Source organism: Cupriavidus basilensis (genome assembly GCF_029335485.1).
GTDB classification, from domain to species: Bacteria; Pseudomonadota; Gammaproteobacteria; order Burkholderiales; family Burkholderiaceae; genus Cupriavidus; species Cupriavidus basilensis_E.
The window spans coordinates 55,200-68,451 of the sequence record NZ_JARJLM010000130.1; the positions used below are offsets into that span (position 1 = coordinate 55,200).

Sequence of the window (13,252 nt, forward strand, 5' to 3'; positions counted from 1 at the left end):
GCGAGATCAATAGCTCATGTAAATCAAAGACTTAGATTGTAGCACCAGAGCCCCTCGGAAGGGTAGGCCGGGTGTGTCGGCTACGCCATTTTCAACCATCGGGGTTTCAACTTTGTGTCGCGCGCGCATCAGCTCCGCAAGCCGGGATAGCGTGGCCGCGCCAGCCAGGTATCCGCGCAGACATCGGGAGAGTCCGCGTACCGAAGCCGCATCCCCTCGCGGCCTGGATTCCAATTGTCATTTTTTGCTTGCAAACGTATACAAACGATGACGAGTGACCTATGCTGGATGCGAGTGAGTCATTCCCAGGCATATCCCGATGCAAACCGTCTCCGTCCGTATCCCCGAAGAAGACCTCGCCTGGCTGGCCCGCATCCAGTTGCCTGGCGCCAGCAGCCCAAGCGACAAGATCCGGGCGCTGCTTGCCGACGCGCGCCGGCGCGCTGACGGTTCGTCCGACTACATCGGCTGCGTTTCGCTGCTGCGCGAGCAGGTGCGCCCGCTGCTGGAGGCCGCGCAGATCCTGGAGCAGGACCACCAGCAACATTCTGAAATCGTGCTGATGTTCGCCATGCAGCTACCGGAGCTGATGGCCAGCCTGATAGCAGGCGTGCCGGCCGGCGACCAGGCAGCGGCCCGGGCGCGCGAGCTGGAGGCACGCCTGACCGCACGCGCCATGCGCATGCTGCTCGGCCTGCTGCGCCTGGCCGTGACCCAGCGCACCCCCGCCTATGACCCCACCGTGCTGGACGCTTATGTACCGGAAGTGTTAGAACTGGCAACATTGATTAAAAATGCGCGGCGAACAAGCTGATTTCATCTCTGCCGCGCCGCCGCCAGCGCGGCGCCTGATCGATGCACAGAGGAACCACACCATGACGACCGAAGGCCTGGGTAACCGTGTAAAACGACTGCTGACCGCCAATGTGCACGCGCTGGTCAGTTCGCTGGAGAGCCGCACACCGCAAGCCGTGCTCGAGCAGTACCTGCGCGAATTCGACGACGTGATCGCGCAGGCGCGGGTGGCACTCGGCCAGCAGGAGGCCGCCAAGCACCAGGCCGCCAAGGCAATCGCGCGGATCAACAACGAGATCGAGCGGCTTGACGAACAGGTGGCGGTCGCGCTGAATCGTGGCGACGAGGCTGCGGCGCGCGCGGGAACCGAGCGCCAGATCGACCTGGAGGACCAGCTCGGCACGCTCAACACCAGCCTGCAGGAAGCGGTGGAAAAGTCCACTGCGACCGAGTCCGACCTGCTTGGCCTGCGCGCCAAGCGTGCCGAGATGGAACAGGCGCTGGCCGGCATGATCGCCGCGCACGCCGCCGGGCATGCCGGCGGCGGCGGCGGTGGGCCCGCGTTCAACGCCGGCGTGCGCGCCGAACAGCTCGAGCAAGGCTTCAACCGCACCATGACCAGCGCCACCGGCGTAGCGGGACTGGGGGTTGGCCGTTCGGGTGCCGACGCCTCCCTGCTCAAGCGACTGGAGACATTGCACAGGGAGCAGCGCATCGATGAGCGGCTGGAACGCCTGAAGGCCGGACGCGACGGCAACCGCTCCTGAGCCGGCGGACGACCTGCGCCGGCCCAGCCCATCCCGACCGATTCAGCACAACAAGAAAGCCGAAATGAATCAGCTGTTATTGCCGGGCAATGCCCCGTTCGTGGTCGCGATTGGACTGATGATGGTGATCGGCATGCTGGAGGCACTGGCCATGCTGCTTGGCTTCGGCCTGTCGCAGCATGCCGACAGCTTCCTCGTCACCCACTTTGCCATCGACCACACCGACGCCGCAACTGCGGATGCAGGTGCGGTCGGCCAGTTCCTCGGCTGGCTGCATGTGGGACGCGTGCCGCTGCTGATGCTGGTGGTGCTGTTCCTGATGGGCTTCGCCATCGTCGGGCTGGTCCTGCAATGGGCAATGGGAGCAGTAGCCGGCCATCTCTTGCCGGTGCCCATTGCGGTGGGGCTGGCCACCCTCGGCGCCCTGCCCTTCGTCAGGCAGACCGGCGCCCTGGTGGCACGCTACTTCCCGCAGGACGAATCATCCGCGGTATCCGAACTCGATTTCGTCGGCCGCGTCGCCCAGGTCACCGTCGGCGAAGCGGCCGCCGGCAATCCGGCGGAGGCGCGGCTGATGGACGAGTACGGGCAGCCCCACTATATCCGCGTCGAACCGGACCAGCCGGACCAGCGCTTCCCGCGCGGCGAAAGCGTGCTGATCGTCGCGCGCGTGTCGGGCACCCTGTACCGCGTCATCGCCAACCCGCGGCCCGACCTGCTGTAGCCCGCCGGCCCGCGGCCTTGCCTTTCCACGATTTTTTCCTAGTCAAAAAGGAGCGTCAGAACCAATATGGATTCCATCATCTTCTGGGGTGTCATCGGCCTGGCCGGCGTGATCGGCGTGTGCATCATCGGCTTGATCTTCTCGCGCCTGTACACCCGCGCATCCGCCGAACGCGCCTTCGTGCGTACCGGCCTGGGCGGGCAAAAGGTGATCATGAGCGGCGGCGCCATCGTGTTGCCGGTATTCCATGAAATCATCCCGATCAATATGAATACGCTCAAGCTCGAGGTCAGCCGCGCCTCGCGCGACAGCCTCATCACCAAGGACCGCATGCGGGTCGACGTGGTGGTGGCCTTCTTCGTGCGCGTCAAACCCACCGTGGAAGGCGTTTCCACCGCCGCGCAAACGCTGGGCCAGCGCACGCTGGCGCCGGAAAGCCTGCGCGCGCTGGTCGACGACAAGTTCGTCGACGCGCTGCGCTCCACCGCCGCGCAGATGAGCATGCAGGACCTGCAGGACGCGCGCGAGCAGTTCGTGCAGGGCGTGCAGAACACGGTCGCCGAAGACCTGGGCAAGAACGGCCTGGAACTGGAAAGCGTATCGCTCACCAACTTCAACCAGACCTCGAAGGAATTCTTCGATCCCAACAACGCCTTCGATGCCGAGGGCCTGACCAAGCTCACGCAGGAAACCGAGCGCCGCCGCAAGGAGCGCAACGAGGTCGAGCAGGACACCGAGGTCTCGGTGCGCGAGAAGAACCGCGACGCCCTGGCCAAGAAGCTGGGGATCGAGCAGCAGGAATCGTTCATGAAGCTCGAACAGGAACAGCAGGTGAAGACCCGCACCGCCGAGCAGAACGCACGCATTGCCTCCTACGAAGCCGAGCGCCGGCAGGAAGCCGAACAGAGCCGCATTACCGCCGAGCGCCAGGTACAGGAGTCCGAGATCCAGCGCGAACAGGCTGTGCGCACGCGCAAGGTGGAAGCCGAGCGCGACGTGCGGGTCAAGGAAATCGAGCAACAGCGCGTCACCCAGATGGCGGCCATCGAGCAGGCCAAGGTGACGGAGATCGCCGAGCAGGAAAAGGCCATCGTGATCGCCTCCAAATCGGAAGCGCAGTCCCAGGCGCAGGGCCGCGCCAACGAGGCGCTGGCCGAAGCGGTCAAGGCAGAGCAGATGGTGGAGACCACGCGGCGCACCGCCGAAGCGGACCGGGCCAAGCAGGTGGCCCTGATCGAGGCCGCGCAGGAGGCCGAGACCCAGGCCGTGCACGTCACCACGCAGGCACGCGCCGAACGCGAGGCGGCACAGATGCAGGCCATGGCCATTGTCGAACTGGCCGAGGCGGCACGCAAGAAGGGCCTGGCGGAAGCGGAAGCGCAGCGCGCGCTCAACGACGCCATCAACGCGCTCTCGTCGGACCAGACCAGCCTGAAATTCAAGCTGGCGCTCTTGCAGGCGCTGCCCGGCGTGATCCAGCAGACCGTCGAGCCCATGAAGGCGATTGATGGCATCAAGATCATCCAGGTCGACGGCCTGAACCGCGGCGGTGCCGCATCCGGGTCGGGAGACGCCGGCAACGGCAACGGCGGCGGCAATGGCAACGGCAATCTTGCCGAGCAGGCGATGTCGGCCGCGCTGTCGTACCGCGCGCATGCGCCGCTGATCGATTCGCTGCTGAAGGAGGTGGGATTGTCCGGCGGCTCGCTGCAGGGACTGGTCCCAGGCCTGGCGGCGGCTCCGCATCCGGAAGCAACGGCGGCGCATCAGCAGGCAACGGCTCCGCGCCTGGAGGCAACGGCGCCGCATCATGACAACAATGCCGATGTGTTGCCGCTGACGCATGCAGACTACGCTGCGGGCACGCCGAAGATCGGCCCCGCAAGCACCGCAGGCTAACCGCTGCCAGGCAAAAGAAAAGGCCGGACAACCCCGCATGTCCGGCCTTCCCCCACTACAGATCCAGTCCTGGCTGGCGCCAGTAGAGACCATCGCCGATCGATGCCGTCGTCTCAGTCGCTCTTGATACCGTTGTCCTGGATCACCTTGCCCCACTTCTTGTAGTCGTTGCGCATGCGCGCGGCCAGCTGCTCGGGCGGCTGGTAGGCCGCGACCGTGCCGGCGCCCAGCATCTTTTCCTGCACCACGGGATCGGCCAGCGCGGCCTTGAGTTCGGCCGACAATCTGGCGATCACGTCCTTGGGCGTGCCGGCGGGGGCCAGCAAGCCGCCCCAGGCGGTTGCCTCGAAGCCGGGGAAGCCCTGCTCCGCTACTGTCTTCACATCGGGCGTAAAGCTCACGCGCCTGGCCGAGCCTACCGCGATGGGCCGCAGCTTGCCGGCCTTGATATGCGGCAGCGCCGCGATCATGTCCGAGAACATCATTGGCACCTGTCCGGCCAGCAAATCCGAGATCGCCGGCGCGCTGCCCTTGTAGGGCACATGCTGGACATCGAAACGCCCCAGGTTCTTGAGCAGCTCCGTGGACAGGTGGCCAAAGCTGCCATTGCCGGCGCTGGTGTAGTTGAGCGCGCCAGGCCGGGCCTTGGCGCGGGCGATGTATTGCTGCAGGTCCGTCACGTCGGGCATGGCCTGCGGATTGACCACCATCACGATGGGCAGGTCATAGGCGGCACCGACCGGCGTGAAATCCTTGAAGATGTCGTAGCCCTTGCGGCTGATCAGGTGCGGCGCCAGCAGCGTGGGCGTGGCCAGCACCATCAGGGTGTAGCCATCCGGCACGCTCTTGGCGACCGCCTCCGCGCCGATCGTGCCGGAGGCGCCCGGGCGGTTGTCCACCACCACTGTCTGCTTGAGCGATTCACCCATTTTCTGGCCGATGATGCGTGCGGCGGTATCGGTCGGGCCGCCCGGCGGGAACGGCACGACAAGGCGGATCGGCTTGGAGGGATAGGCCTGCGCGAATGCTTGCGATGCGCACAGCGGCAGCGCGGCAACCAGGAGGGCCGCGCCTGCGCGGCGCGTGAAAGTACGACGGCTTGTCTTCTGCATGATGGGTATGAAACGGTATCCAGCAATGACGCGTGCCGGCTCAACAGCCCCCGCGCGCGTCGGCGATCCAGCAAACTAACGGGAAAGACAGGACAAAGCTTCGATGGCCTCCTCCATGACCGGTCACGGCCGGTCTTATCGTTTTTGGACGGCAAACCGGCTGGCATGCGCCCGCCGGCTTCAGGGTGTCAGAGCTTCAGCGGGCCGGGGCGGAACAGCCGCGCGTCCATGACGCGCAGGTCGGCCGCCACCGTGACCGGCGTGGCGCACTGATCCAGCACATCGCGCTGCAGGTCAATGCCGGGCGCGATCTCGATCAGCGTCAGGCACTCGGCGCCAATCGCATCGGGCCGCATCTCGAACACCGCACGCTCGGTGATGTAGAGCACGGGGATGCCCAGCGAGGCCACGTAGGGACCGTTGAAACTGAGATGCGAAACCTGCGGCACGATCTTCTTGACGCAGCCCTCGCGCACGATGCGCAGGGCGCCATCCTCGGCGCACGCCTCGAGGCCGCCGGCGGTAAGCGTGCCGACGAACACCACGGCCTTGGCACTCTGCGTGATATTGATAAAGCCGCCGACACCGGCGATCAGGGCGTTGTCGCCTTCGCCGAACTTGCTGACATTGACGTTGCCATGCCCGTCCAGCTCGGCCAGCCCGAGGATGGCGAGATCGATGCCCCCGCCCTCGTAGAAATCGAACTGCGCCGGCTGGTCGACCACCGCCTCCGGATAAGCCGAGGCGCCAAAGCTGAGGCCATCGGCCGGCGTGCCGCCGATCGGGCCGGCCTCAACAGTCAAGGTGAAGCCGTCGAGGCCGGCTTGCGCCGCCAGCATGCCGACGGCGGCAGGCATGCCGACCCCCAGGTTCACCACGCGCGGCTGCCGGCGCGCCAGTTCCAGCACCGCGCGGCGCTGCACGATGGTACGGGCGTCAAGCGCGGGGGCTGCAGCCGGTGCGGCCGCGGCACTCGCTGTCTCGCCCTGCCACGGCGCGATATAGGCCGGGTTGAATGACTCGGCGAACGTCATCTGGTGATGCGCCGGGTCCGTGCTGACCACCACGTAGTCGACCAGGATGCCGGGCACATGGATGGCGTGCAGGTTGTCGTGACGATCCACCAGCGACTCCACTTGCGCGATCACGATGCCACCCGAATTGTGGGCCGCCTGCGCCATCGCCAGCAGTTCGTGATGAAAGGCCTCGCGGTGCGTGCTCAGGTTGCCGCGGCTGTCGGCCGCGGTGCAGCGGATCAGCGCGCAGTGGATCGGGAAGCTTGGATAGAACAGGTATTCGTCGCCACGAAACTCGATCGCCTCGACCCAGTTGGCGCGGTTCCCGGCGATCGCCTGCTGCGCGCTGCGGTTGATCGCGCCGCCATGGTAGCGGCTGTCCTGTGCCGTGCGCGGATCGACGAAGGTGTGCAGGCCGATCCTCGTCATCACGCCAGGCTTGCCGCCGGCGATGGCACGGTACAAGTGCGTCAGCACACCCTGCGGCAGGTTGTAGCCCTCGCACTGCTCGGCCATGGCCAGCGCCGCCAGCCGCGTGGCGGAACGCCAGTGCCCGCCGACGATACGGCCGGTCATGCCGGCATTGCCAAAGTGGTTGACCCCGCGCGCGCCCTGGTCGCCCTGCCCCGCCGAATACACCAGCGTCAGGTCGCGCGGCATGCCGCTGTCCAGGAAGCGCCGCTCGAGCGCCTCCGTCACGGCCTCGGCATGCCCGGCCCCGACAAAACCGGCACTGGCCACGGTCCATTGGGATTGCACGAGCGCAGCGGCCTGCTGCGCGCTGATGACCTTCATGGCTGTCTCCATCGTATTCTTTTCGCCGGCCGCATGGCGGCGGGCTGGTTGGCCCGCGTTGCGTCTCACCACGTTTTGCGAACATTTGTTCGCAAAACGCATATCATACGGAGTCATGCCGGCATCGCGCAAGTACGTTCAGCGCACTAGAATCACGCTATTTCCTCCACTCTCCGCCAATGAACAGCCCCGACACGCCCCAGGACAACCCGCAAAAAAGGGACGAGCTGCTCGATTCGCTGACCAAGGGACTGGCGCTGCTGCGGCTGTTTGCCTCCGGCGCATCGAGCCTCACCGTGCAGGATGTGGCGGAGCAGCTTGACGTCACCCGCGCCGCGGCGCGGCGCCTGCTGCTGACATTGCAGCACAATGGATACCTCGCGCAGGATGGCCGGGAGTTTTCCATCACGCCACGCGTGATGGACCTGGGCTTTGCCTATTTCGCCTCGATGAACCTGCCGCGCCTGGCCGGGCCCTACCTGAAAGCGCTGTCGGAAGAAGCGGGCGAAACCTGCTCGCTGGGCGTGCTCGATGGCGAATCGGTAGCACTCGTCGCGCGCGAGGAGCCGCCGCAGATCCTGCGCGTCGACATGGGCGTGGGCCGCCGCATGCCGGCCTACGCCCACTCCCTGGGCCGCGTGCTGCTGGCGGGACTGGACGACGCGGCACTCGAGGCCTATCTCGCCACGGCACAACTGCGCAAGCTCACGCCGTTCACGGTCAGCTCGCGCACGGCGCTGGCGCGCACCCTCAAGCAGGTGCGCAGCGACGGCTATTGCACGCTCGTCAGCGAACTGGTCGATGGCTTCGCCGGCATCTCGGTGCCGCTGCGCGCGGAATCGGGCAAGGTGGTAGCCGGGCTGGGTTTCAGCATGGTGCTGGGCAGCCGGGATAAAGCGCATCTCGTGCGCCACCACTTGCCGGCGCTGAGGCGCGCGGCCGGTGACATCGAAACGCTGCTGCGCAGGCGCTAAGCCCTCGGCAAGAACCGCCGGCCCGGCGCCACGCCGCGAGAGCCCGGACGCCGGTCCATGGCATGGCCGCCGCGCAGGGCCTAGGATGGCGCCGCGTAAGCCGGCACGCCCCCTCCCTGTCGGACCGGCTGCGCGGCAGGAAGCCACACGTCACAAAGAAAAAAGAAGCCCCGCAGGTTTCCCTGCGGGGCTTCTTTTTTCCAACAATGGTGGGCCTCCCGTGAGTCGAACACGGCACCAACGGATTATGAGTCCGCTGCTCTAACCAGGCATGAGCTAGAGGCCCGGGGAAGTCAGACCGGCGAACCGATCAGCTGCCTTCGAGGAAACTCTTCAGCTTGTCGGAGCGGCTTGGGTGACGCAGCTTGCGCAGTGCCTTGGCTTCGATCTGGCGAATCCGTTCACGGGTGACGTCGAACTGCTTGCCGACTTCTTCCAGTGTGTGATCCGTGCTCATTTCGATACCGAAGCGCATCCTCAAGACCTTCGCTTCGCGCGGGGTCAGAGAGTCTAGCACGTCCTTGACCACATCGCGCATGGATCCATGCAGCGCTGCTTCGGCCGGGGCCAGCGTATTGGTGTCTTCGATGAAGTCGCCCAGATGGGAATCGTCGTCGTCGCCGATCGGCGTTTCCATGGAGATCGGTTCCTTGGCGATCTTCATGATCTTGCGGATCTTGTCTTCCGGCATCTCCATCTTCTCGGCCAGCGTTGCCGGATCCGGCTCGTTGCCGGTTTCCTGCAGGATCTGGCGCGAGATGCGGTTCATCTTGTTGATCGTTTCGATCATGTGCACCGGGATACGGATGGTGCGCGCCTGATCGGCGATCGAACGGGTGATGGCCTGGCGGATCCACCACGTGGCGTAGGTGGAGAACTTGTAGCCGCGGCGGTATTCGAACTTGTCCACAGCCTTCATCAGGCCGATATTGCCTTCCTGGATCAGGTCGAGGAACTGCAGGCCGCGGTTGGTGTACTTCTTGGCGATCGAGATCACCAGGCGCAGGTTGGCCTCGGTCATCTCGCGCTTGGCTTCGCGGGCGCGCTTCTCGCCCTCGCTCATCTTGCGGTTGACGTCCTTCAGTTCCTTCAGCGGCAGTACCACGCGCGCCTGCAGGTCGATCAGCTTTTGCTGCAGCTCGTGCACGGCCGGCACGTTGCGCTCGACGATGGTGCTGTACGGCTTGCCATCGGCGATGATGGTGCCGATCCACTCGAGGTTGGTTTCATTGCCCGGGAAACGGGCGACGAAATCCGCGCGCGACATGCCGCACTTGTCCACCACGATCTTCAGGATGGAGCGTTCGAGCTTGCGCACTTCGTCCACCTGGCCACGCAGCGTGTCGCACAGGCGTTCGACGTTGCGCGCGGTGAAGCGGATGGTCATCAGCTCGTTCTGGATGGCTTCCTGGGCCTTGACGTAGGCCTTGGACTTGTAGCCTTCCTTCTCGAAGGAACGACGCATCTTGTCGAACTGCTCGGCGATCACGCGGAATTTCTCCAGCGCGCCCTGCTTCAGTTCCTCGAGCTGGCGCGCGGAAGCAGCCAGGCCGCCGGCGTCGTCGTCCTCGTCTTCCTCGGACTCTTCGTCGTCCGATTCCAGGTCCTCTTCCTCGGCCGCTGCCGCCACCACGGGCGCGGGCGCGGCCGCGGGCACGTCGTCGGCGTTCGGATCGATCAGGCCATCGACGAACTCGTCGATCTTGATCTCGTCGCTGGCAACGCGCTCGGCCAGCGCCAGGATCTCGGAGATCGTGACGGGGCAGGCCGAGATCGCCATCACCATGTCCTTCAGGCCGGCCTCGATGCGCTTGGCGATTTCGATTTCGCCTTCGCGCGTGAGCAGTTCCACCGTGCCCATTTCGCGCATGTACATGCGCACGGGATCGGTGGTGCGGCCAAATTCGGAGTCCACCGTGGACAGGGCGGCTTCAGCCTCTTCCTCGGCCTCTTCTTCGCTGGTGGCCGACGGCGCGTTGTCGTTGAGCAGCAGGGTTTCGGCATCGGGCGCCTGTTCGTAGACGGCGATCCCGATGTCGTTCAGCGTGGCAACCAGCGTGTCGATCGTTTCCGAATCGACCATGTCGTCCGGCAGATGATCGTTGATTTCCGCGTAGGTCAGGTATCCGCGCGACTTGCCCAGCTTGATCAGTGCCTTCAGCTTCTGGCGGCGTGCTTCCAGTTCTTCCTCGGTGCCCTGCTGGGTCGACGCGAACTCCTTGAGCAGGGCCTTTTCCTTGGCCTTGCGGTCGCGGGCCTTCTGCTTTTCGCTCCTGGGCGCGGCCGCCGGCGCTGCAGCGGGCATCTCGTCTTCGTAAAGCTCTTCAGTCACGTCGTCTGTTGTGCTGTCGTCGTGCTGCATCCCGGCCTTGGGCTTGCGGCCACGCTTCTTCGGCTCCGGCTTGACTGCCGGAGCGGCGGGACGCTCGGATGCAACGGGGGCGGAAGTGGTGGCATGCGGCGTGGCCTCGGGCCCGGTCGTACCCGCCGTGGGGCTGCCGGTCTTGGCGCTGGTCGCTGCCGTTCGCTTGCTCTCGACTTCGGTGTTCTGCTGTTTCGCCACGGTGATACTCTTGCCTTTCACTGGTACAGATGCGGCGTGCTTGCCGCTCGTATTGGCGCTATTGCCGCTCTCGCGTGCCGAAGTCGAGGGCATCGGGTTTTCGGAATTGCGGGTTCCGGTGGAAGCGGTCGCAGCGGGCGCCTTGGCGCTCCGAGCGGTCTTAGCTGGCACAGGCTGGGCTGGCGTCCTGACTGACGCGGCTGTCTTCTCAGCCGCCGCTGATGTCACGGACGCCTTGCCGCTCCCTGATTGGGGAGCTTTAGTGGAAACCTTTTCGGTTGCTTTGGCCTTTGCCATTGGCACGCTCACTTTCACCAGAACTGGAGAGAAAGATTTCGCAATCCAAACCGGTAATTGTAGCACGTCACAATTAGCCGGCTTCCCATCAGGTGAGGTTTTCACCTGAAAAATCAAGGCTTAAGCTCAGCAATGCCGGGCCAAGCCCTTATTTATTCTTCATTCGCGCATAACCTATCCGTCACACCGCGCCCTCCCCGGTTTGGCGTGCCGGACCTCAACCCAGCTGCCGCCGGCGGTTGATCTCCGTGACCAGCCAGCGCATGCGGCTCTTGGCCGCCTCGTCCGCCGTCCCCATGACCACCGACGCCTGCAGGCTGTCGAGTTCGCGGCGCAAAGGCCCGGCCAGCAGCTTGGCGATGGCGGCGTCGAACTCCTGCTGCGCCGGCTCCTCTTCGATCTCTTCGCGCAGCACCGCCACGCGCACATTGGCATAGACCTCGGCGTACGGCGACTGCGCCAGATGCTCGCTGAAGGCGGCAAAGTTCACCTCGCCCCGCAACTCGTCGCACGCCGACACCAGGTGCGCCAGCACTTCGGCATCGGCCTGCTCGTCCTCCAGCAGCAGCACGCGGCTGTCGGCGTCGAGCCGGACCGAGAGCTGCGGATAGCACATCAGCAGCTGCAACACACGCTGCTCCAGCCCGGTCGGCGCCTGGCGCTTGCTGCGCGGCCGCGGCTGGGCGAAGCGGCCGACCCGTACCGGGTCGCTGGCCAGCCCGCAGACCGCTTCGATCTCGGCAGGCGTCGTTCCGGTCGCGTCCGCCAGTTCGCGCACGATCTGCAGGCGCAGGCCGCCGCCGGGCATCGCCTGCAGCAGCGGCTTGGCCTCGTACTGGGCGCGTGCGCGGCCTTCCGGCTGCCGCAATTCCTGCCCCTCGGTCACCACCTGGAGCAGGAAGCGCGACAGCGGCATGGCATCGCGCACCTGCGCGGCAAAGGCATCGGTACCCTGCTCGCGCACATAGCTGTCCGGATCGTGCTCGGCCGGCAGGAACAGGAAGCGGATGGTCTTGTTGTCCGCCACATAGGGCAGGCACGCCTCCAGTGCACGCCGCGCCGCCCGGCGTCCGGCGGCGTCGCCGTCGAAGGAGAACACCACGGCATCGGTCTGCCGCAACAGCTTTTGCACATGCACCGCGGTGCAGGCGGTGCCGAGCGTGGCCACGGCGTTGGCAAAGCCAAGCTGGGCCAGCGCCACCACATCCATATAGCCTTCGACCACCAAAACATAGCCGGTTTCCCGGATCGCATGGCGCGCCTCGAACAGGCCATACAGTTCGGTGCCCTTGCTGAACAGCGGGGTCTCCGGGGAATTCAGGTACTTGGGCTCGCCCTGCCCCATCACCCGCCCGCCAAAGCCGATCACCTGGCCCTTGGTGCTGCGGATGGGGAACATGATGCGGTCGCGGAAGCGGTCGTAGCGCCGCGGCTTGCCGTCGGCGTCGCGCTTCTCGGCGTTTTCGATCATCAGGCCGGCCTCCACCAGGGGGCCGGCGATGGCGTCGTCGCGATAGCTGCCGAATACCGGTTCCAGCCCCTGCCAGTCGTCCGGCGCGTAGCCAAGGCCGAACTGCGCGGCGATCTCGCCGGTCAGGCCGCGGCCCTTGAGGTACTGGATGGCTTGCGGGGCACTGCGCAACTGGCGCCGGTAGAACTCGGTGGCGCGGGTCATGGCGTCGGACAGCGCGAGCGAGCGCGCCTGGTGCTCGGCACGCTGGGCCGCCGGCAGGCGGTCACGCTCCTCGGGCACCGACAGCCCGACCGATTGCGCCAGCTCGCGCACCGCGTCGGGGTAGGACTGGCCGGAGTATTCCATCAGGAAGCCGATGGCCGAGCCATGCGCGCCGCAACCGAAGCAGTGGTAGAACTGCTTGGTCGGCGAGACCGTGAAAGACGGCGATTTTTCGTTGTGGAAGGGGCACAGCCCCATGAAATTGGCGCCGCCCTTCTTCAACTGCACGTATTTGCCCACCACATCGACTATGTCGACACGGTTGAGCAGGTCCTGAATGAAGGATTGCGGAATCACCCGGCTTGTCGTCCTCATGCACAGCCACCCGCGAGACCGGGCGCCGGCAATATCATCGTGATGAAAGGCGTGACCGGAACTACGCTTTCCGGCCCTTAACACTACATTGTAGTGCAGACGCAACGGATTGCAGCCAGCCGCGGCGTGGGGTGTCGGGCGGCCGGGGCCGGGGCACGCTCATGGCCCCGGATGTACCGGCCAGGCGCGAAGCACGCCGGCTCCCGACGGCACCCCTGGCTCAAGCCCCGGCCAGCGCGGCCTTGACCAGGCCGGATACG

9 protein-coding genes and 1 tRNA gene are annotated in these 13,252 nt (G+C 65.7%); 5 read left to right on the forward strand and 5 right to left on the reverse strand.

All coding sequences use genetic code 11. The features are described 5' to 3' along the window. Nucleotides 1–319 precede the first annotated feature (319 nt). From P3W85_RS07620 to P3W85_RS07635, 4 genes are all read left to right on the forward strand, one after another. Nucleotides 320–814 carry a hypothetical protein gene (locus tag P3W85_RS07620; protein WP_017227654.1) on the forward strand — a complete coding sequence of 165 codons (495 nt, stop codon included), beginning with the start codon at nt 320–322 and terminating at the stop codon, nt 812–814. Nucleotides 815–875: 61 nt separating this feature from the next. Next, nucleotides 876–1,562, forward strand: coding sequence for a PspA/IM30 family protein (locus tag P3W85_RS07625; protein ID WP_276264321.1), 687 nt, complete (start codon nt 876–878; stop codon nt 1,560–1,562). 64 nt (nt 1,563–1,626) lie between these two features. Then, nucleotides 1,627–2,286, forward strand: a complete 660-nt coding sequence (locus tag P3W85_RS07630) for a YqiJ family protein (RefSeq protein ID WP_276264322.1) — start codon at nt 1,627–1,629, stop codon at nt 2,284–2,286. A 66-nt stretch (nt 2,287–2,352) separates the two neighbouring features. After that, nucleotides 2,353–4,185 carry a flotillin family protein gene (locus P3W85_RS07635; RefSeq protein WP_017227657.1) on the forward strand — a complete coding sequence of 611 codons (1,833 nt, stop codon included), beginning with the start codon at nt 2,353–2,355 and terminating at the stop codon, nt 4,183–4,185. Between the two features lie 113 nt (nt 4,186–4,298). On the opposite strand, the gene P3W85_RS07640 is transcribed toward P3W85_RS07635, so the two are convergent. Further along, a complete protein-coding gene (locus P3W85_RS07640) occupies nt 4,299–5,297 on the reverse strand; it encodes a Bug family tripartite tricarboxylate transporter substrate binding protein (RefSeq protein ID WP_276264323.1) in 999 nt (332 codons plus the stop codon). A gap of 188 nt (nt 5,298–5,485) precedes the next feature. Beyond that, a complete protein-coding gene (locus tag P3W85_RS07645) occupies nt 5,486–7,108 on the reverse strand; it encodes an acyl CoA:acetate/3-ketoacid CoA transferase (protein WP_276264324.1) in 1,623 nt (540 codons plus the stop codon). A gap of 179 nt (nt 7,109–7,287) precedes the next feature. Between P3W85_RS07645 and P3W85_RS07650 the strand changes: the two genes are divergently transcribed. Then, nucleotides 7,288–8,082 (forward strand): IclR family transcriptional regulator domain-containing protein, encoded by a 795-nt coding sequence (locus P3W85_RS07650; protein ID WP_276264325.1) that lies wholly within the window; start codon nt 7,288–7,290, stop codon nt 8,080–8,082. Between the two features lie 207 nt (nt 8,083–8,289). Here P3W85_RS07650 and P3W85_RS07655 read toward each other — a convergent pair. The 3 genes from P3W85_RS07655 to dnaG form a co-directional block, all read right to left on the reverse strand. Continuing rightward, nucleotides 8,290–8,368: transfer RNA gene (locus tag P3W85_RS07655), tRNA-Ile, on the reverse strand. Nucleotides 8,369–8,392: 24 nt separating this feature from the next. After that, nucleotides 8,393–10,738 (reverse strand): RNA polymerase sigma factor RpoD, encoded by a 2,346-nt coding sequence (rpoD, locus tag P3W85_RS07660; RefSeq protein WP_430869510.1) that lies wholly within the window; start codon nt 10,736–10,738, stop codon nt 8,393–8,395. A gap of 421 nt (nt 10,739–11,159) precedes the next feature. After that, on the reverse strand, nt 11,160–12,974 hold the full coding sequence (gene dnaG, locus P3W85_RS07665) for a DNA primase (RefSeq protein ID WP_276264330.1): 1,815 nt from the start codon (nt 12,972–12,974) through the stop codon (nt 11,160–11,162). Nucleotides 12,975–13,252 lie beyond the last annotated feature (278 nt).